This window comes from Streptococcus sp. FDAARGOS_522 (assembly GCF_003812445.1).
Lineage (GTDB): Bacteria > Bacillota > Bacilli > Lactobacillales > Streptococcaceae > Streptococcus > Streptococcus agalactiae.
This window is the reverse complement of sequence record NZ_CP033808.1, coordinates 521681-543115: the sequence shown is the minus strand read 5'-3', so window position 1 is coordinate 543115 and position 21435 is coordinate 521681. Positions and strand designations below refer to the sequence as shown.

At 33.0% G+C, this 21435-nt stretch carries 18 protein-coding genes and 1 pseudogene; 12 read left to right on the top strand and 7 right to left on the bottom strand.

From position 1 onward, the window contains the following. The first annotated feature begins 58 nt into the window (after positions 1-58). Positions 59-1081 carry a hypothetical protein gene (locus tag EGX70_RS02720; RefSeq protein WP_000275197.1) on the top strand — a complete coding sequence of 341 codons (1023 nt, stop codon included), beginning with the start codon at positions 59-61 and terminating at the stop codon, positions 1079-1081. Then, positions 1071-2675: a hypothetical protein gene (locus EGX70_RS02715; RefSeq protein ID WP_000905721.1), complete on the top strand. Its 1605-nt coding sequence runs from the start codon at positions 1071-1073 to the stop codon at positions 2673-2675. Before EGX70_RS02720 ends, EGX70_RS02715 begins: the two co-directional genes overlap by 11 nt. Positions 2676-2850: 175 nt before the next feature. Here EGX70_RS02715 and guaA read toward each other — a convergent pair whose 3' ends face one another. Beyond that, positions 2851-4413, bottom strand: coding sequence for a glutamine-hydrolyzing GMP synthase (guaA, locus tag EGX70_RS02710; RefSeq protein ID WP_000129872.1), 1563 nt, complete (start codon positions 4411-4413; stop codon positions 2851-2853). Between the two features lie 212 nt (positions 4414-4625). Here guaA and EGX70_RS02705 point away from each other — a divergent pair, with 212 nt between their 5' ends. From EGX70_RS02705 to EGX70_RS02690, 4 genes are all read left to right on the top strand, one after another. Further along, positions 4626-5324, top strand: coding sequence for a GntR family transcriptional regulator (locus EGX70_RS02705; protein WP_000936162.1), 699 nt, complete (start codon positions 4626-4628; stop codon positions 5322-5324). Positions 5325-5437: 113 nt separating this feature from the next. Then, positions 5438-6772, top strand: a complete 1335-nt coding sequence (gene trmFO / locus EGX70_RS02700; RefSeq protein ID WP_000083750.1) for a methylenetetrahydrofolate--tRNA-(uracil(54)-C(5))-methyltransferase (FADH(2)-oxidizing) TrmFO — start codon at positions 5438-5440, stop codon at positions 6770-6772. 77 nt (positions 6773-6849) lie between these two features. Continuing rightward, positions 6850-7593 carry a GNAT family N-acetyltransferase gene (locus EGX70_RS02695; protein ID WP_123947887.1) on the top strand — a complete coding sequence of 248 codons (744 nt, stop codon included), beginning with the start codon at positions 6850-6852 and terminating at the stop codon, positions 7591-7593. A 132-nt stretch (positions 7594-7725) separates the two neighbouring features. Further along, entirely contained in the window at positions 7726-8574 is an 849-nt protein-coding gene (locus tag EGX70_RS02690; protein WP_000694283.1) for a MetQ/NlpA family ABC transporter substrate-binding protein, read from the top strand. A 31-nt stretch (positions 8575-8605) separates the two neighbouring features. Here the strand turns inward: EGX70_RS02690 and EGX70_RS02685 are convergent, their stop codons facing one another. Continuing rightward, positions 8606-9094: a PASTA domain-containing protein gene (locus EGX70_RS02685; protein ID WP_001140791.1), complete on the bottom strand. Its 489-nt coding sequence runs from the start codon at positions 9092-9094 to the stop codon at positions 8606-8608. A gap of 165 nt (positions 9095-9259) precedes the next feature. Here EGX70_RS02685 and EGX70_RS02680 point away from each other — a divergent pair. From EGX70_RS02680 to EGX70_RS02660, 5 genes and pseudogenes are all read left to right on the top strand, one after another. Next, a pseudogene (locus EGX70_RS02680) lies at positions 9260-10221 on the top strand (S41 family peptidase). A 25-nt stretch (positions 10222-10246) separates the two neighbouring features. Further along, positions 10247-10999 carry an ABC transporter ATP-binding protein gene (locus EGX70_RS02675; RefSeq protein WP_000923535.1) on the top strand — a complete coding sequence of 251 codons (753 nt, stop codon included), beginning with the start codon at positions 10247-10249 and terminating at the stop codon, positions 10997-10999. Position 11000: 1 nt separating this feature from the next. After that, positions 11001-12956 (top strand): FtsX-like permease family protein, encoded by a 1956-nt coding sequence (locus tag EGX70_RS02670; RefSeq protein ID WP_000499553.1) that lies wholly within the window; start codon positions 11001-11003, stop codon positions 12954-12956. A 109-nt stretch (positions 12957-13065) separates the two neighbouring features. Then, entirely contained in the window at positions 13066-13734 is a 669-nt protein-coding gene (locus EGX70_RS02665) for a response regulator transcription factor (protein ID WP_000076874.1), read from the top strand. Then, the gene (locus tag EGX70_RS02660) at positions 13731-14669 is read left to right on the top strand and encodes a HAMP domain-containing sensor histidine kinase (RefSeq protein WP_000620981.1); all 939 of its coding nucleotides are present in this window, start codon (positions 13731-13733) and stop codon (positions 14667-14669) included. The genes EGX70_RS02665 and EGX70_RS02660 overlap by 4 nt, the downstream gene beginning before the upstream one ends. Positions 14670-14711: 42 nt before the next feature. On the opposite strand, the gene xerS is transcribed toward EGX70_RS02660, so the two are convergent. Continuing rightward, positions 14712-15782 (bottom strand): tyrosine recombinase XerS, encoded by a 1071-nt coding sequence (gene xerS, locus EGX70_RS02655; RefSeq protein WP_000817933.1) that lies wholly within the window; start codon positions 15780-15782, stop codon positions 14712-14714. A gap of 452 nt (positions 15783-16234) precedes the next feature. Here xerS and EGX70_RS02650 point away from each other — a divergent pair, with 452 nt between their 5' ends. Next, a complete protein-coding gene (locus EGX70_RS02650) occupies positions 16235-17896 on the top strand; it encodes a peptide ABC transporter substrate-binding protein (protein ID WP_000093960.1) in 1662 nt (553 codons plus the stop codon). A 32-nt stretch (positions 17897-17928) separates the two neighbouring features. On the opposite strand, the gene EGX70_RS02645 is transcribed toward EGX70_RS02650, so the two are convergent. The 4 genes from EGX70_RS02645 to EGX70_RS02630 form a co-directional block, all read right to left on the bottom strand. After that, positions 17929-18702 carry a DUF3307 domain-containing protein gene (locus EGX70_RS02645; protein ID WP_000622398.1) on the bottom strand — a complete coding sequence of 258 codons (774 nt, stop codon included), beginning with the start codon at positions 18700-18702 and terminating at the stop codon, positions 17929-17931. Continuing rightward, positions 18692-19378 (bottom strand): SatD family protein, encoded by a 687-nt coding sequence (locus EGX70_RS02640; protein WP_000280308.1) that lies wholly within the window; start codon positions 19376-19378, stop codon positions 18692-18694. Before EGX70_RS02640 ends, EGX70_RS02645 begins: the two co-directional genes overlap by 11 nt. Before the next feature lie 66 nt (positions 19379-19444). After that, a complete protein-coding gene (ffh, locus tag EGX70_RS02635) occupies positions 19445-21010 on the bottom strand; it encodes a signal recognition particle protein (RefSeq protein WP_000863589.1) in 1566 nt (521 codons plus the stop codon). Positions 21011-21027: 17 nt separating this feature from the next. Further along, positions 21028-21360 (bottom strand): putative DNA-binding protein, encoded by a 333-nt coding sequence (locus EGX70_RS02630; RefSeq protein ID WP_000402075.1) that lies wholly within the window; start codon positions 21358-21360, stop codon positions 21028-21030. Positions 21361-21435: the final 75 nt, after the last annotated feature.

Below are 21435 nucleotides of genomic sequence, written 5' to 3'. Positions count from 1 at the left end.
AATTTGTCTTCGGAAATAATGGTATAATATTTGTAATAAAAGTAAGTGAGCAGAATAGATGTATATTTTTGAAACAACTGAACAGAATAATGCTAAGGCGAACGATTTTGAAACAAAGTCATTACTATATTTAATGAGTTTTAAATCTGATAGTACTGATATAGATTCATTCTTTGTCGATTGTTTTAATGATATCACTGGAGTCAGCAATGATTTATTAAAACTTTGGGATGTTCAATCCAAAAATGTTGCCTCACTGACACCAAGAACTATTGGGAGACATTTGATAACATTATTTCAAAATTTTATATCACCACTTGAGTTTTATGAATATATTTTATTTATCCCGAAGTTAAAAGAAAATTATCTAAATGATATTACGTTAACTGAATTTAAAATTGATAATTTTAAAGATATAGTTAAAATAAGAGAAGGGCTAGTAGCAGAATTTAAACGTAGGAAAAATTTGGAATCGCTAGATTCAAAATACTCCTCACAAATTTCTGAATTTTTAAATCAGATATATTTTGTTACAGGAGATAGTTCTAAAGCTATTTACATTAAAAACATAATTCAGTTTAAAAGTAATATCAGAGATGATACTTTCTTTGAATCTATTTTTGATGAAGTTAGAAGTAAACAAACGGAATTAAAAAATATTTCCATACATAATATTTCTATTAATAATGTTGCAGACGCTTTGAATCTAAAAAAACATCTTACTAGGAAACAATTAGAAACTTTAGTCGTTAACAGAATAATTGGAGTTGAATTGTTCAAACGACGTATTCCCAATGATTTTATTGATGTTATAAAGGACGAACCAAAATCAGAAAGAAAAGATATAGTACAAAATTGTAATACTAATTTATCTCGATTGCTTTTTAACAAAAATAGTAATAAACGATTGTTTTGGGAGCTTCTTGAGCGTATATTAATTTTAGTAGAAGAAAAAGAAGATATTTACGAAATTTTGGATATAATCAAGCAAAATAGAATTCCTAAAATGATAGATGAAGATTTTACTTTATTGTACTTAATATCAATGGTTAAAGAAGGGATTGAAGAAAATGTTGATTAAAAAAATTGCATTTGGTAACTTAGAAGAAGCCTTTATTGAAAAACGATTAACAGATGGGGTTAATATAATTTATAGTGATGAAAATAATAAAGGAAAAACATTACTATTTCAAGCATTTATGTATTCAATTGGAAATACACCTATTTTCCCTGGAAATTTTAAAAAAGATGATTATTATTTTTATTCAATGATTAATTGTGCTGGAGTTGATTATGAATTCTTACGAAAGAAAAATACATTTTTAGTTAGATATCTTCAAGAATTTCATATCTTTGAAACTCTTTCTGAGTTGAAGTATTTTTTAAAGCAACAAAATATTTTCGATATTCCAGTGATTGAAAAAAACGGTAGGGAAAAAGTAGCCGATTTAGAACTTTTTTATGAGTTGTTTTTCGTTGGACAAGATAGTAGAAATCCTTCAAATATTGTTAATAAAGGATATTATAATAAAAGTGATTTTTTCAGTATGATAATCGCATTGAAAGGATATTCTAATATTAGTCATAGCAAAGAATTAGATGAAATAAAAGAAGAAATTAAGGTAGTTCAGAACGAAATCAAAGCCAATAAAGAATATCTAAAATTACTCAAAACAGACAAAAATGTTTCTAGCTATTTAGATAAATTTACTAGTAATGAAGAATTTGAAAAATTTCAAAGTCGCTCAAAGCAACTAAATGACAAAATTAGCGAAATACAACGAGAACGAAATAGAGAACAAGTTAGACAGGATAAATTAAATCAACTATTAAAGGAGTTAAACTCGCTTAACAGAGAAATAAAAAGTGGGAATGTATATTGTACAGATTGTGGCAGTTCTAACATCAGCTTTAAAAATCGTGATGTTAATTTTGATTTAAGTAACGTAGAAGTAAGAAAACAAGTTTTAAATTCGATTGATTTTCAAATTTTAATGAGTAAAAATGAAATTACTGAGTTGACCGAAGAACTCAATGAAGTTCAAGATGAATTTAAAACACTTTTAAAAGATACTCCAAAGGATTTTAAAAAAAGTTTATTGTATTCTGAGATTATCAATACAGATATAGATTATGATGATAAGTTGTTAGAGCTAAATAAAAAATTACACAGTTTACAATTTGATAAATCAATTTTAGAACAAAGAGGTTTAAACAATAAGGAAGCGATAAAATTAATTAAAGAGGATATCGTTACAAAAATGAATACTCTTTATAAAGAAATTGACCCTAGTGGGAAATTGATTTTTGATGATTTATTTACCAAAAAAGATGCTACTTATTCTGGAAGTGATGGTCAAGTATATTATTTTTGCAGATTAATTTCTCTAAATAACTTATTAAAACATTCGTATCCAATTATTAATGATTCTTTCAGAGAAGGTGAAATCTCTACTGGAAAAGAAGAGTTAATGATTAAACATTTTAAAACATTAAATAAACAAGTCCTTCTTTCTGCTACACTAAAAAATCAAGAATATATTGATAATAAATATGAAAACCTCCCTGATATAAATGCAATTGATTATAGTATAAATAATGATAGTAAAATCCTTGATTCGAAATATATTGATGAATTTATTATTTTACTTAAAAAGTTTAATATTGAATTATAAGCTAAATTACAAAAACTCTCCTAGTGGAAAACTAAGAGAGTTTTTGTAATTATATGCCAATTTTTTTGGCGGGGAAATTGGCGGGGTACCTTATCTAAAAAGATAGAATTTATACCATTCTAGTTTCGAAAAACCTTATAAAATCAGTGTAAAACTTTTATTTTTACTTTCTATATTATTCCCACTCAACAGTTGCAGGTGGTTTACTTGTAATATCATAAACAATACGGTTAACGTGATCAACTTCGTTAACAATACGTGTCGAAATTTTCTTAAGTACATCCCAAGGAAGTTGCGCAAAGTCAGCTGTCATGCCATCAATTGAAGTAATTGCACGGATAGCAATTGTATAGTCATAAGTACGACCATCTCCCATAACACCGACAGAACGTACGCCAGTATTAACTGTGAAATACTGCCATACGTCACGATCTAGACCAGCTTTAGCGATTTCTTCACGAAGAATAGCATCTGATTCGCGGACTGTTTCAAGTTTTTCTTCGGTAATTTCACCCATAACGCGAATAGCAAGACCAGGCCCAGGGAATGGTTGACGCCATACAACTTCATCAGGCATTCCAAGTGCAGTACCAAGAGCGCGAACCTCATCTTTGAATAATGTGTTAAGTGGCTCAATCAATTCAAATTGCATATCTTCTGGCAATCCACCAACATTATGGTGTGACTTGATTGTTTGGGCTGTTTCTGTCCCAGATTCAATAATATCTGTGTAGAGGGTACCTTGAGCAAGGAAATCAACGCCTTTAAGTTTACTTGCCTCATCATCAAAAACGTACACGAACTCATTTCCGATGATTTTTCGTTTTCTCTCGGGATCTTCAACACCAGAAAGAAGATCTAGGAAGCGTTTTGAAGCATCAACACGGATAATATTAAGTCCAAATTTACCACCAAGCATATCCATAACTTGGTCACCTTCATTTTTACGTAATAAACCATGATCTACAAAAATACATGTTAATTGATCACCGATAGCACGTTGTAGGAGTACTCCGACAACAGATGAATCAACACCGCCAGATAGTCCAAGAAGTACTTTACGATCGCCTACAGTTTCACGTATTTTTGCAATTTCCATATCAATGAAGTTATCCATTGACCAATCACCACGTGCGCCACAGATATTAACAGCAAAATTTTTAAGGATATCATTGCCATATACTGAGTGACGAACTTCGGGGTGGAATTGGATACCATAAAATTGTTTTTCAGTATTTTCCATTGCAGCAAATGGACAGTCAACAGAGTCACCAACGAGATGGAAACCCTCAGGAATTTCAGTGACAGCATCACCATGGCTCATCAAAACAAGTTGTTCTTGAGGAGTGCCAGCAAAGAGTGCTGATTCTGAGCGTAGGCGAAGTGCTGATTGACCATACTCACGATGACCAGCTTCTCCCGCAGGAAGAACCTTACCACCGAGTTTATGGGTAATCAGTTGCATGCCATAACAAATTCCTAAGATTGGAATTCCTAATTCAAAAATTTCTTCATCGATTCCAAAAGCGCCATCAGCGTATACGGAATTTGGACCACCTGAAAGTACGATACCAATAGGATTAATATCGCGAATTTCATCAGCCGTAATTTTATGTGATTTTAACTCAGAAAATACACCAAATTCACGGATACGACGTGCGATAAGCTGGTTATATTGACTACCGTAATCTAGAACGATAATTTTTTGGATATCATTCAATATAGAAATATCAGTCATTGTTTCCCTTTCTTTGTAGCTAATTTTAAAAACAGCTGTACCTATACCATTTTAGCATATTTTATATAAATTAACATCATTAAAATAATTGATTAAACGCTTTCTTATCAAGAAATATTGTTTATGATTTTTCTGAATTATTTCACGATTTTAGAGTTAGAAATATATAGAAGTATGGTAAAATGAAGTGTAGATTCTAGGAGGAGAGAATATTGTTACCAGCATATATTAAAATTCACGACGCTATTAAAAAGGAAATCGATAAAGGGACTTGGAAGATTGGGCAGCGGTTACCTAGCGAAAGAGATTTAGCGGATGATTATAGTGTAAGTCGTATGACACTTCGCCAATCAATTACATTGTTAGTTGAAGAAGGTATTTTGGAGAGACGAGTTGGTAGTGGCACCTATGTTGCTAGTCATCGTGTTCAAGAAAAAATGCGGGGAACAACTAGTTTTACAGAAATTGTCAATTCTCAAGGGCGTAAGCCATCCAGTAAACTAATCTCATTTCAAAGAAAACTAGCAAATGAAACCGAAATTCAAAAATTAAATTTATCACAGTCAGATTATGTGGTTCGTATGGAAAGGGTACGTTATGCTGATAAGGTACCGTTGGTTTATGAGGTAGCCTCTATACCAGAGAATTTAATTAAAGGTTTTGAACAATCAGAGGTTACAGAACATTTCTTTAAAACCTTAACAGAGAATGGCTACGAAATTGGGAAAAGCCAACAAACTATATATGCTAGAAATGCTAGTGAACGTGTTGCTTCGCATTTAGAAGTTAACGCAGGCCATGCTATTTTGGCATTGACACAAGTTTCATACTTTACTGATGGTAAGCCTTTTGAATATGTTCATGGGCAATATGTTGGAGATCGTTTTGAGTTTTATTTAGAGAATAACTAGTAGTTTAATGAATAACGTTTTTTGAAGAAGTAGCTATGTATGTTATAATGGAAAAATAAATTATATAGAAAGATTTGAGGAAGTAGTTGACTACTTTCAAGAGGTATTAGTTCATGTCTCAATCTTACATTAATGTTATCGGCGCTGGTTTGGCTGGTTCTGAAGCAGCTTATCAAATTGCTAAACGTGGAATACCAGTTAAGCTTTATGAAATGCGTGGGGTTAAATCAACCCCTCAACATAAAACAGATAATTTTGCAGAATTAGTATGTTCCAATTCATTCCGCGGTGATTCTCTAACAAATGCAGTTGGTCTTTTAAAAGAAGAAATGCGTCGTTTGGATTCTATCATTATGAGAAATGGGGAGGCACATCGAGTTCCAGCAGGTGGAGCCATGGCCGTTGATAGAGAAGGTTATTCTGAAGCTGTTACTGAGGAAATCCATAAACATCCATTAATCGAAGTAATTCGTGATGAAATCACAGATATCCCTGGAGATGCTATTACAGTTATCGCTACAGGACCATTAACAAGTGATAGTCTGGCAGCTAAAATCCATGAACTTAATGGTGGTGATGGTTTTTATTTTTACGATGCCGCCGCTCCAATTGTCGATAAAAATACGATTGACATAAATAAAGTTTACCTTAAGTCTAGGTATGACAAAGGTGAAGCAGCTTATCTAAATTGTCCAATGACCAAAGAAGAATTTATGGCTTTTCATGAAGCTTTAACTACAGCTGAGGAAGCACCACTAAATTCTTTTGAGAAAGAAAAATACTTCGAAGGTTGTATGCCTATCGAAGTGATGGCTAAGCGTGGTATTAAAACGATGCTTTATGGTCCAATGAAACCAGTTGGTTTGGAGTATCCTGAGGACTACAAAGGACCGCGAGATGGTGAATTTAAAACACCATATGCTGTTGTTCAATTACGTCAAGATAATGCTGCAGGCTCTCTTTATAACATAGTTGGTTTCCAAACTCATCTTAAGTGGGGAGAACAAAAACGTGTATTTCAAATGATTCCTGGTCTTGAAAATGCTGAATTTGTCCGGTATGGTGTTATGCATCGCAATTCTTATATGGATTCACCAAATCTTTTAAACCAAACCTTTGCTACACGTAAGAACCCAAATCTTTTCTTTGCTGGACAAATGACCGGTGTTGAAGGTTATGTAGAATCGGCAGCAAGTGGTCTTGTAGCGGGAATCAATGCTGTCCGTCGCTTCAATGGGGAGAGTGAAGTAGTTTTCCCACAAACTACTGCTATTGGTGCACTGCCACATTATATTACACATACAGACAGCAAACATTTCCAACCAATGAATGTTAACTTTGGTATCATCAAAGAATTAGAAGGTCCACGAATTCGTGATAAGAAAGAGCGTTATGAAGCTATTGCTACACGAGCTTTGAAAGATTTAGAAAAATTTCTCAACTATTGATATATTCATTTGACTTTGCCAACAAGCAAGGTCAAATTTTCTATATTGATTTTTAAAAATGTATGAATGGAGTAAATATGCACTATAAAGAATTACTTGAGTCATCCGAAAAAGCTTATTTGGAAACTAATCGGTATAAACATTTTAAGAATATAATCATTTCAGAGCGTTATTTTTCAAACTATATTAGCTACAAAATAATGCCTACAGTAAGTGAGTTTTTACAGGATATGATCTATTTAGCAGATGAACAAAAAGATTATCAGTCTGATTTTGCTTTTGTATTTTTTGAGGAAAATGCTGAATTGAGCAGTGAATTACAGAGAACTTTATCACAACAAGGCTTTGAATCAGAGAAACATATCATATTTACAAATTCATTAAATCATCTTAAACTTTTGGAAAAAGAATTTGATGACATCACATTTACTAAACTTAATGAAAATTACCTAGAAAAATACCTAAAGTTCAAATATAAACAAAGTATAGTTTACGGAGAAATTTACGCTAAGCAAATGTATAATGATAATCGTGTTAATCTTTTAAATAATAATGCTAAAGTTTACCTAGCTATTAAAGATAATCAAATTATTGGAGATGTAACAGCTTGGGACTATGGTGAATACGTGGAAATAGATGATTTTTATGTCCAAGAGTCCTACAGAGGACAAGGAATTGGTACGCGCCTACAATTTGATGCAAGTAGGGGGTTTAAGAAAGTTATCTTAATTTCAGAAGAAGAAAACAGAAAAATGTATGAGCACCAAGGTTATGAGGAAGTCGCCTATTATTGGACCGCTTTACGGAGCCCTCGAAAGTAAAATTATAAAAGAAATGATATAGTTAAAAGCTATATCTCTTGATTGATAATAAGTATTTTTTAATCCATTAGCTTTTTGTTACACTAGTATCAGTTGATTAATCATACAACCATATCAAAGGAGAAATAAATTATGAAAATCAAAAAGCTATTAGGGTTAACGACAACAGTAGTAATTTCAGCACTTATTTTAGGAGCCTGTGGTCAGTCTAAAAATGAAGACGCCAAAGTCGTTAGAGTTGGAACAATGGTAAAGAGTAAAACTGAAAAAGCTCGTTGGGATAAAATCGAAGAATTAGTTAAGAAAAAAGGCGTTAAGCTAAAATTTACGGAATTCACAGATTATACACAACCTAATAAAGCTTTAGAAAGTGATGAGATTGATATTAATGCTTTCCAGCATTATAATTACTTAAACAATTGGAATAAAGCAAATAAGACCAATCTTGTTTCCGTTGCTGAGACATACTTTACTTCCTTTAGATTATACTCTGGTACTAAGAACGGTAAAGGTAAATACCAAACAGTTTCTGAAATTCCAAATAAAGCAACTATTACTATCCCAAACGATGCAGTTAACGAAAGTCGCTCTCTCTACTTGTTACAATCAGCAGGCTTGCTAAAATTGAAAGTATCAGGTGATGCATTAGCAACAATGTCAGATGTTGTTTCCAATCCTAAATCTTTAGATTTAAAAGAAGTAGATGCAGCACAGACCGCACGTTCTTTGGATTCCACAGATGCAGCAGTTATTAATAATGATTTTGTGACAGAAGCAGGAATAAATCCTAAATCAGCTATTTTTATTGAACCAAAAAGTAAAAATGCAAAACAATGGTACAACCTTTTAGTTGCTCAAAAAGGTTGGCAAGACAAATCAAAAGCTAAAGCCATTAAAGAAGTTGTGAAAGCTTACCATACAGATGCGGTTAAAAAAGTTATCGAAAAAACATCTCAAGGTTTAGATCAACCTGTTTGGTAAAAATAAATAAGCATGGTCAATTCGATCATGCTTATTTATTTCGATTTTTTTTGAGTAATTGACTAGGGGTACTCAATACTTCTGTTAACCGTTGTTGTCGTGCTTTACTTTTTTCGGATTTAGATAAAAGTAGTGTCTTACTTTCTTCAAGGATATCCTCTGTAATATAGTACAACTTCACTAATGAACCGATTCTGACCCTACCAGCTTTAGGCGACATATTCACAACTTGATTAGGATGTAGGGTTGCCCACTTTGAATTTGGTTCAGCAACAATCCTTGATACATTAAAATGGCGTTGCTCTAAGTAAACTTGCGCATCATTGATATCAAGGTGTACTACATTATCAAGCTGAGTATAAGTCTGTTTTTTTTCATGACGACGGTCAAGTTCTTTTTCAATAATTGGACGAGAATTATCAATTGCTTTTCCAATAAGTTCAGTTGTGTCAGGGATTATTGAAATTAATTTACCAATAGGCCCTAAAGATTTTGTCAATTTTTTACTTGTCTTGGCCATATGTTTTCACCGTACTTTCCATTTGTTATGTAAGATATTATATCAAAATTATAGTTTATAAAGCTTTTAAAACTTTCAAATTTGTAAGAAATAGGTCTTAAGATGTAAGGTTATAGTAAACCATTTTGCCATATAATAGACTTAAAGAGAAAGGGGGAGCAAGAGATGCGGCGAAAAATAGTTTTACTTTTTGTAGTTCCAATGCTTATAGTTTTAGGAATTTTAGGAGTGGTAGTTCATTATTATGGTTCAGCATTAAATATTTATCTATTACCTCCTAGTAGCGAACGTTATGGACGTGTTATTTTAGATCGTGTTGAACAGCGTGGTTTGTATTCGCAAGGTCGTCAATGGCAAATTATAAGACAACGATCAGAAAAAAAGTTGAAAACGTCAAAATCTTACCAAGAGAGTCGCAACATTGTACAGGAAGCAGTACGGTATGGAGGCGGTAAACATAGTCAAATATTATCCAAAGAGACTGTACGAAGAGATACCCTAGATAGTCGATATCCAGAATATCGAAGATTAAACGAAGACATTCTCTTAATTACTATTCCTTCTATAAGTAAGTTAGATAAACGATCTATTAGCCATTATAGTGGTAAATTACAAAATATATTGATGGAAAAAAGTTATAAGGGACTCATTTTAGACTTATCGAATAATACTGGCGGCAATATGATCCCTATGATTGGGGGGTAGCCTCTATTTTACCAAATGATACCCTATTTCATTATACTGATAAGTATGGAAATAAGAAAACAATCACGATGAAAAATATACCGCTAGAAGCATTAAAAATATCTAGGAAAACAATCAATACTAAGCATGTTCCAATCGCTATTATAACTAATCATAAAACTGCTAGTTCGGCAGAAATGACTTTTTTATCATTTAAAGGATTACCTAATGTTAAAAGCTTTGGTCAAGCTACAGCAGGATATACGACTGTTAATGAAACTTTCATGCTTTACGACGGTGCTAGATTAGCTTTAACTACAGGAATAGTTAGTGATCGACAAGGATATAAATACGAGAACACCCCTATCTTACCAGATCAAGTAACCAGCCTTCCTTTACAAGAGTCACAGTCTTGGTTAAAGAGTAGAATCAATCAAAATTAGGGTATAATAAATAAAGGAGAATTATATGTTATTAGAAATCAATCACTTAGAAAAGGTTTTTCGTACACGTTTTTCAAAAGAAGAGACAAGGGCTCTACAAGACGTCGATTTTAAAGTTGAACAAGGGGAATTCATTGCTATTATGGGAGAGTCTGGTTCGGGAAAAACAACTCTGCTAAATATTTTAGCTACTTTAGAAAAACCGACAAATGGACAAGTGATTTTAAATGGGGAAGATATTACGAAAATTAAAGAGGCAAAATTAGCGAGTTTTCGTTTGAAAAATCTTGGTTTCGTCTTTCAGGACTTCAACCTTTTGGATACTCTCTCTGTAAGAGATAATATCTATCTTCCTTTAGTTCTTGATCGTAAACGTTACAAAGAAATGGATCATCGTTTGTCAGAATTATCTTCTCATCTGAGAATTGATGACTTATTAGATAAGAGACCTTTCGAGCTCTCTGGTGGGCAAAAGCAACGTGTAGCGATTGCTCGTAGTTTGATAACCAACCCTCAAATTTTATTAGCAGATGAACCAACAGCAGCGTTAGATTACCGTAATTCAGAAGACTTGCTGAATTTATTTGAAACTATTAACTTGGATGGACAAACTATTTTGATGGTAACCCATTCAGCAAATGCTGCTAGTCATGCCAAACGCGTTTTATTTATCAAAGATGGACGTATTTTTCACCAACTTTATCGTGGTAATAAGAATAATAGCGAATTCAATAAAGATATTTCTTTAACAATGTCTGCCATATTAGGGGGTGAATAATATGTTTTATCTCAAAATAGCCTGGCATAATTTAAAACATTCTATAGACCAGTACATACCATTCCTCTTAGCCAGTTTATTACTTTATTCATTGACTTGTTCTACGCTACTAATCTTAATGAGTGCTGTTGGAAGAGATATGGGGACAGCGGCAACGGTTCTTTTTCTTGGAGTGATTGTTTTGTCAATCTTTGCGGTAGTCATGGAACATTATAGCTACAATATCTTGATGAAACAGCGTAGTAGTGAATTTGGACTGTATAACATTTTGGGGATGAATAAACGTCAAGTTGCGCGTGTAGCTAGTCTAGAGCTGTTTATTATTTATATATTTCTTATTTCTATAGGAAGTCTGTTTAGTGCTTTTTTTGCTAAATTTATTTATTTAATTTTTGTCAACATTATTAACTATCATGCACTAAATCTTAGTTTAAGTTTATGGCCATTTATTATTTGTATCGTTATATTTACAGGTATTTTTCTGACTTTAGAAGTTCCAGTTATTCGACATGTTCATTTATCATCCCCATTAAGTCTTTTTAGAAAGAAACAACAGGGAGAAAAAGAACCAAAAGGTAATCTTATACTTGCAATTTTAGCGTTAGTAGCTATCGCCATCGCTTATACAATGGCTCTTACTTCAGGTAAAGCACCTGCATTAGCTGTTATCTATCGTTTCTTCTTTGCAGTACTTTTAGTTATTGCTGGTACTTATCTTTTTTATATTAGTTTTATGACATGGTACTTAAAAAGGTTGCGTCAAAACAAGCATTATTATTATAAATCTGAGCATTTTGTATCAACTTCGCAAATGATTTTTCGAATGAAGCAAAATGCAGTAGGGTTAGCAAGTATCACTTTATTAGCTGTTATGGCTCTAGTTACTATTGCTACAACAGTCTCACTTTATTCAAATACACAAAATGTTGTTACCGGACTATTTCCAAAATCAGTAAGTTTATCAATAGATAATTCAAAAGGTGACGCGAAAAATATATTTGAAGAAAAGATTTTGAAGAAACTAGGTAAGTCATCTAAGGAAGCTATCACTTATAATCAGACAATGATTTCGATGCCAGTTAGTCAATCAAGTGAACTTAATATCACATCTAAAAACGTCAAACATGTTGATATCACAAAAACGGGTTTTATGTACCTAATTACTCAGAATGATTTCCGTCGTTTAGGTCACCAATTACCAAAATTAAAAGATAACCAAGTGGCTTACTTTGTTCAAAAAGGTGATAGCCGTTTGAAAAAAATAAATCTATTGGGAAATAAATTTGACGTTGTAAAAAATTTAAAAGAGGCTTATGTCCCAGAGACTACAAATACTTACAACCCGGGTTTGATTATATTTGCAAACAACAAACAAATTGACAATATTAGAAAAGCATATTTACCTTATACTAAGAACATCAATACTTTTCCAAAAACCTTTAAGGCATATTTGGATTTGAATAGTCAAGAGATAAATTCAATTTCTAAAAACGACATAATAGAGGTAGATGGTAAGTATGTTGGAAATATTAGCACTAAACAGAGTTTTCTAAAAGAAGGTTATCAAATGTTTGGTGGGTTATTATTTACTGGATTTCTGTTAGGTATAAGCTTTTTGCTAGGTATAGCTCTAATTGTTTACTATAAGCAATACTCAGAAGGTCATGAAGATAAGAGATCTTATCGTATCTTACAAGAAGTAGGTATGAGCAAAAAATTAGTTAAACGGACTATTAATTCTCAAATTATGATTTTCTTCTTCCAACCTTTAGTGGTAGCAGTTATTCACTTTGGAGTTGCTATTCCAATGCTAAAACAGATGCTTTTGGTATTTGGGGTGCTTAACTCAACAATCGTATATGTAGTAAGTGGTTTGACAGTACTTGCGATTTCTATAATTTACTTTATCATTTACCGTATAACTAGTCGAACTTATTATCATATTATTGAACGCTAAAAAGGATTGGTTATTTTACCAATCCTTTTGCATTAATAGAAACCGATAGACTAAAAAATTTGTTATACTAAATGAAAGAAAGAGATTTCGTACTATTTTAGGAGGGGATATGTCACAAGAGCAAGGAAAAATTTATATTGTAGAAGATGATATGACGATTGTGTCACTTTTAAAAGATCATTTATCAGCTAGCTATCATGTCTCTAGTGTCAGCAATTTTCGTGATGTGAAACAAGAAATTATCGCATTTCAACCCGATTTGATACTAATGGATATTACGTTACCCTATTTTAATGGTTTTTACTGGACTGCAGAATTGCGTAAGTTTTTAACAATTCCTATTATTTTCATTTCATCTAGTAATGATGAAATGGATATGGTTATGGCATTAAATATGGGGGGTGATGACTTTATTTCAAAACCATTCTCTCTAGCTGTATTAGATGCTAAGCTAACTGCTATTTTAAGGAGAAGTCAACAATTTATCCAACAGGAATTAACTTTTGGGGGATTTACGTTGACAAGAGAAGGGTTATTGTCTAGCCAAGATAAAGAGGTTATTTTATCGCCAACAGAAAATAAAATCCTATCTATCTTGCTCATGCATCCTAAACAAGTAGTCTCAAAAGAGTCTCTATTAGAGAAACTTTGGGAAAATGATAGTTTTATTGATCAAAATACACTTAATGTTAATATGACACGCTTACGTAAAAAAATTGTCCCAATAGGTTTTGATTACATTCATACAGTGAGAGGAGTTGGGTATTTACTACAATGATACGCCAGTTTTTAAGAGAACACTTGATTTGGTATATTTTATATATCATGATGTTTGTCCTATTTTTTATTAGTTTCTATCTATATCATTTACCAATGCCCTATTTGTTTAATTCCTTAGGTTTAAATGTTATTGTTTTACTAGGAATTAGTATTTGGCAATACAGTCGTTACAGGAAAAAAATGTTACATCTCAAATATTTTAATAGTAGTCAGGACCCCTCTTTCGAACTTCAACCGAGTGATTACGCTTATTTTAATATTATTACACAATTAGAAGCTAGAGAAGCGCAAAAAGTTTCTGAAACAATTGAACAAACCAATCATGTTGCACTTATGATAAAGATGTGGTCGCACCAAATGAAAGTTCCATTGGCAGCTATTTCATTAATGGCCCAGACAAATCATCTCGATCCTAAGGAAGTTGAACAACAATTATTGAAATTGCAACATTATCTTGAAACGTTGTTAGCATTTTTGAAATTTAGACAATATCGTGACGATTTTCGTTTTGAAGCTGTTAGCCTTAGAGAAGTAGTAGTAGAAATTATAAAATCGTATAAGGTTATTTGTCTATCCAAAAGCTTATCTATCATAATTGAAGGCGATAATATCTGGAAAACAGACAAAAAGTGGTTAACTTTTGCTCTTTCACAGGTGCTAGATAATGCCATAAAATATTCTAATCCTGAGTCAAAGATAATAATAAGCATAGGAGAAGAGAGTATTAGAATACAAGACTACGGTATCGGCATACTCGAAGAAGATATCCCTAGACTTTTTGAAGATGGCTTTACGGGTTACAACGGTCATGAGCACCAAAAGGCAACAGGCATGGGGTTATATATGACAAAAGAAGTCTTATCTAGTCTGAATTTGTCCATTTCGGTGGATAGCAAAATTAATTATGGGACTGCTGTTTCTATACATAAATAAAGTTATGTAAAATAAAATATTTACATAACTTTATTTATGTTACTATAGTTTATCTAAAGCGTTCTTTTGTTCATCGTTAACAATATGGGTATATAGGTCAGTAACTTGAGTGGAAGCATGACCTAGTTGGTGGCTAACTAATACTTGAGATTTTGTAGCATCATATAGCCTAGTAGCAAGAGTATGCCTTAGTTTATGAGGTGTTACACGAACCTTAAAATCCTGGGAATACTTAGCAACCATTTTCTCTACACTTGAAGCATCAATACGATTTGGCACCCCACGGTATTCTGATAAAAATAGAGCAATGTCCTGATTTTCTGCTTTGTATCTATTTTTACGGATGTCTAAATAATTAGCAAGGTAGGGCTTCGCAAAGCTAGCGACATTGACAGAGTCCCTTTTCCCCCCTTTTCGTGTGACATCAATAACCATTACATTAAGGTTAATATCCTTTAAATCTAAGTTTACTGCCTCAGATAGACGCACTCCTGAAGCTAGTAGCAAAGCAATAATAGCTAAATCTCTCTCTTTATTTTTGTTGAAAAAAGCTAAAGCACGTTTGGAAAGTTTGTTTTGATATTCACAATTTATATACTCTAAGAATTCTATCGTTTCATTGCCCAAAAATAACTTTTGTTTAATATTTTCTGCCCGAGAAGCTAAAGTTTCCTTTTTCTTTTTGGTTGAGACTTTTTTCATGACATTGCGATAAAAGTAAGGCTCCCCGTCAGCATTCTCAACCTCTTCAGTAAGGTATTTGAAAAGACTAGATAAGGCAGATAGAGTTCTGTTAATGGTGGTTTGAGACACCCCATTTTGCCTTGTGTTAGCATTTAATAAAGGGCGTTCTCGTAAATATAGTATAAAAGCTTCCATATCTTTTTTAGTAAGGTTTTCTAAAACTGAAAGCTCAATTTCTGCAATGTGATGACAATTAGCAACACCAGAATCCAATAACCATTCAAGAAAACGTCTATATTCTTTTAAATATTCGTAGAGTGTTGTGAAACTATAAGGAACAGAAAGCTTTGATTGATAATATTCTAGAACATACCAAGGCATAATTTCTTTTAGTTCATCGATTTTTTCGAGTAGTAATTCACGTTTCATAATAAAATCTCCATTATATCTATAAATAGAAGTATATCATACTCTATCATAACTTTCAAGAAAATTATAGTTTTTCGGAAAGTTTAAAAGTTAAAAACAGGAATTCATTCGGTAAGTATATCAAATATCCATTCTTTATGATGATCAGTATTACTTATTATCGTTTAACATGTTTGTTATAGTAAAGACAGAGTATTTTGAGAAAACTGATTCATAATTTCATTGATTTTATCGGTATCTGAAAAGGTAATAAAGTGTACTCAATTATTTTTAATTATATTTGCAAGTTAATAACCAAAGTTAAATTCTACTTTAAAATATACTAGTTTTCTCAATATTAGATCTACTATGTCTTATAAAAATCAGAAAATTTGAAATATTTCTTTCTTTCTTGAAATTTTATGATATAATATGTCCTATATCTTTATAGAAGGTTTAGGAGGACTGGTATTATGTCTAGTTTTAATAGAAAAAAACTTAAGTTTTTGGGTATATCTTTGGCGACTCTAACAGCCACCACAGTTACCCTGGTTGCCTGTGGTAATGAGTCAAAGAACTCTGGAGATAATAAAGTTATTAATTGGTATATTCCTACTGAAATCAGTACATTGGACATTTCAAAGAATACAGATGCTTATTCAAACTTAGCTATAGGTAATTCAGGCAGCAATTTACTTAGAATTGATAAAGAGGGCAAACCAAAACCCGATTTAGCTAAAAAAGTATCCGTTTCTTCTGATGGTCTTACTTATACTGCTACACTTCGTGATAATTTAAAATGGTCAGATGGAAGCAAACTAAGCGCTGAAGATTTTGTTTACACATGGCGGAGAATAGTTGATCCTAAAACTGCATCTGAATATGCTTACTTGGCGACAGAATCGCACCTTTTAAATGCTGATAAGATTAATTCTGGAGATATTAAAGATTTAAATAAACTTGGTGTAACAGCTAAAGGCAATCAAGTGACCTTTAAATTGACAAGTCCATGCCCTCAATTTAAATATTATTTAGCCTTCTCTAATTTTATGCCTCAAAAACAATCGTATGTTGAAAAAGTTGGTAAAGATTATGGTACAACATCAAAAAATCAAATTTACTCAGGTCCTTACCTTGTTAAGGATTGGAATGGTTCAAATGGTAAATTTAAATTAGTCAAAAATAAATATTATTGGGATTCTAAACATGTTAAAACAAATAGTGTCATAGTTCAAACTATCAAAAAACCAGATACTGCAGTTCAAATGTACAAGCAAGGTCAGATTGATTTTGCTGAAATATCAGGAACTTCTGCTATTTATCAAGCTAATAAAAATAATAAAGATGTAGTAGATGCGTCTGATGCACGTACTACATATATTATTTATAACCAAACTGGTTCGGTTAAAGCATTGACAAATCAGAAAATTAGGCAAGCTTTGAATTTAGCGACTGATCGTAAAGGTGTTGTTAAAGCGGCAGTTGATACAGGTTCAACTCCTGCTGAATCTCTGGTCCCTAAAAAATTAGCCAAATTACCTAATGGTGAGGATCTTTCCAAGTATACTGCCCCAGGTTATACGTATAATACAAGTAAAGCTCAAAAACTTTTTAAAGAAGGTCTTGCTGAGGTTGGTCAGTCATCTCTCAAGTTAACAATCACAGCTGATTCGGACTCTCCAGCAGCTAAAAATGCTGTTGACTATGTGAAATCTACATGGGAGAGTGCTTTGCCTGGTCTAACTGTTGAAGAAAAATTTGTTACTTTCAAGCAACGCCTTGAAGATGCAAAAAATGAAAATTTTGATGTCGTGCTCTTCTCATGGGGAGGAGATTATCCAGAAGGATCAACTTTCTATGGGTTATTCACGACTAATTCTGCGTATAATTATGGTAAATTTTCTTCTAAAGAGTATGACAATGCCTATCAAAAGGCAATTACTACTGACGCCTTGAAACCAGGAGATGCCGCTAATGATTACAAAACTGCTGAAAAAGCTTTATTTGATCAATCATATTATAACCCAGTTTATTACCTAGGGAAAAAAGGACTCCAAAATTCTAAATTAAAGGGGTTGGTAAGAAATTCAACTGGTTTGAATGTTGATTTTACTTATGCTTATAAGACAGAATAAAAGAAAAGCGTTAGGATATTTCTAGCGCTTTTCTATACCAAAAGTAACCAATGAGTTATCAAAACACTTATAATTGAGAACAATGATCCAATTAAATAATATTCGGCAAAAACCTGACTTTTAGAAATTTTATCGTAACGTGCAATGGATTTTGCAGTAAAAACAAGACCTATAGCAGCATACTGTCCTGAGATTAGTAATATAGCCATAATTAGACGCTCTAAATTACCAATCATAGCTCCTGCTCCTTCAATTGTTTCTTCATGATCTTCAGATTTTTCTTTCATTATTTTGGTTTTTTCTTGTGTTAATAATGATGATAATTCTTTAGCTTGAAATTTATTAAAGAAAATTTTAAACACAATATTAATGGGTTTGGTGATAATGATAAAAACCAGAGCTATGACAATAAAGTGCTTGATAGGCAAAAGCCAATGATTAGGCGGTAAATATGTAGGAAGCGCATGGTAAAAAACGATAATGCAAGTATAGTGGGCTAGTTGGTCTATAATAAAAGCTGCTTTTTGGAAATGCCCTTCCTCTACCCAAGGGTAACTCAATTTCTTTATACTATCAATAACAATATGACTTCCCCATATGCTTAAATTTAACAAAGTAGTTTCTGGTATCAATATCATTAAAGCTGCTAGGGGGAGGAAAACAATCAAGAGATGTCTCCAGAGTCCCCTCCAACTATGTGATTTACTATCTGCTAAGGATTGACTTTGCCACTGAAAGTCAGCTAAAAAATGTGCACAAAATAATAAAGTTAGGATTGGATTATCCCTTAAAAAATCAGAAATCATAGCTTCCCCCTTTAGTTTGAGTGCAACTTTTAACTAATAGATCGGCTGCCTGTGTTCTCGTTCTTAAGTAAATCTTCAGACCGCTTGCTTTAAGGCGTTTAGTCAGCGCACTAGGTTCAATATTTTCCAGTTGGGCTAACTTTTGATGTTGAAATTGTTCTTGATAATTATCTTGAAGTATTAAGTGCTCAAGCATTTGAAAATGGTTTGTAGTCCATTTTGACTTGATAAAATCACCAGCTGAAATGAGACTATTTAGTGTTAATTCAAGGTTTTGGTCTTCATCATCAAGGCAAATAGCTACTTGAACTGTTCCATAATCATTTTTATCATGTATATGATTAATAGCTGAGCGAGCATGCCAGTAGGCAGGACCATCAGCACCGATACTTTCATTTGAATTGATGGATGTTATAATGTTTCCTGTACCGAGGCCGAACCTTACATTAACAGGTTTTAGAGCTAGTTGAATATGGTCAATAATTTGAAATACCTTTTTTGATGGTTTCAATAAAGCTTGAAATTCATCACCAGCTGTAATAGTGAATGGAGAAATCAGCTCTTCACCATATACATCAGATAGTTCGGTCATTAGTTGCTGAAAAGACTGTTGGAAAGTTTCACGTTCAAGTATCTGTTTTGAATTAATGATATCACCGATTAATGCTAAATACATAAATATCACCACCTTTTTGTCTATTATAGCAGACAAAAATAAAAATGTCTATTTAAATAGACATTTTTATTTGCGTTTCTTCTTAGCTTTCTTCATTTTATTAGCCATACGTTTCATTGATTGTTTAGCTGCAAAGGCTCCTACTTTTCCTTTTAAGCCACCACCAAACATTTGGCTGAAGTCCATATCGCCACCTAAACTAGATAAGTCAGGCATGCCATTTTGCCCCATCATACCTTCTAAATTAGACATATCCATTCCGTCCATTCCAGGCATATCTTTAGGGAGGTTATTAGGATCAATTCCCATTTTTTTCATCATTTTATTCATATCACCGGACATCACGCCTTGCATCATTTGTTTTGCCTGGTTAAAATCTTTAATGAATTTATTAACATCAACGAAAGTATTACCTGATCCAGCAGCAATACGACGTCTACGACTTGGATTGAGGAGATCTGGATTTTCTCTCTCTTCTGGAGTCATTGATGACACAATGGCTCTTTTGCGAGCAATTTCGTTTTCATCCACTTTGAAGTTTTTCATTGCTGGATTGTTAGCCATTCCTGGAAGCATTTTAAGGAGATCTTCCATTGGCCCCATATTTTGAACTTGATCTAATTGATCAATAAAATCGTTGAAGTCAAAGGTGTTTTCACGCATTTTCTCCGCTAATTCCATTGAACGTTTTTCGTCGTATTCTTGACTAGCGCGCTCAATAAGTGTTAGCAGGTCTCCCATCCCCAATATACGGCTTGCCATACGATCGGGATGGAAAGTTTCAATATCAGTGATTTTTTCCCCTGTCCCTGTAAATTTAATTGGTTTTCCAGTAATTTCGCGTACTGAAAGGGCAGCACCACCGCGTGTATCACCGTCAATCTTTGTCAGAACAACACCACTAATGCTGAGCTGACGGTTAAATTCTTCAGCGACATTTGCAGCTTCCTGTCCAATCATGCTGTCAACGACAAGGAGTATTTCATTAGGTTGAGCTATGGCTTTGACATCATGCAATTCCTGCATAAGGGTTGCATCAATTTGTAGGCGTCCGGCTGTATCAATAAGAACATAGTCATTACGATTTTCACGAGCCTGTTCTAAACCTTTAGTGACAATCTCAACTGCTGAATGGTTAGTTCCCATATCAAAGACAGGAACATTAATCTGGCTACCAAGGGTTTTTAACTGATCAATAGCAGCTGGTCGATAAATATCAGCTGCTATCATCATAGGACGAGCATTGTCTTCTTTGATTAGTTTGTTTGCTAACTTACCGGCAAAAGTTGTTTTACCAGCACCTTGTAGACCAACCATCATAATGATGGTTGGAATTTTAGGGGATTTTTCAATTTCAGAGGTCTCAGCCCCTAATAAATCTGTTAGCTCTTCATTGACAATCTTAACAATTTGTTGCGTAGGATCTAGTGTATCAATGATTTCATGTCCAACAGCACGTTCACGAACATGTTTAATAAAGGTTTTAACAACTGGAAGAGCAACGTCAGCTTCTAAAAGAGCTAGACGAATCTCCTTGGTGACTTCTTGCACATCTTTTTCAGATAACTTTTTCTTACCACGAATATTTTTAAAAACTCCTTGCAGGCGCTCTGTTAAACTTTCGAAAGCCATAAATTATTTCTCCTCATTTAATCTCTATTATCAATGCTACTTAGAATGGAAATTTTTTCTTGTAAAAAGGCATCATCGGTATATTTTTCTAGAATGTCATCAAAAATCTGACTACGGACAATATAATCTGAATACATATGTAGTTTCATTTCGTACGCCTCAAGAATTTTTTCAGTTCGTTTGATATTATCATAGACAGCTTGTCGGCTAACACCGGATTCTTCAGCTATTTCAGCAAGGCTGTAGTCATCGGCGTAGTATAACTCGATATAATTCATTTGTTTATCTGTTAATAATGCCGCATAAAACTCAAAAAGGGCATTCATACGATTTGTTTTTTCAATTTCCATAGCTTTTATTATACCAAATTTCCTATCAGCTTGCTATATCAAGTATGCAAGACCACTTTAAAATTTAAAAGGTTA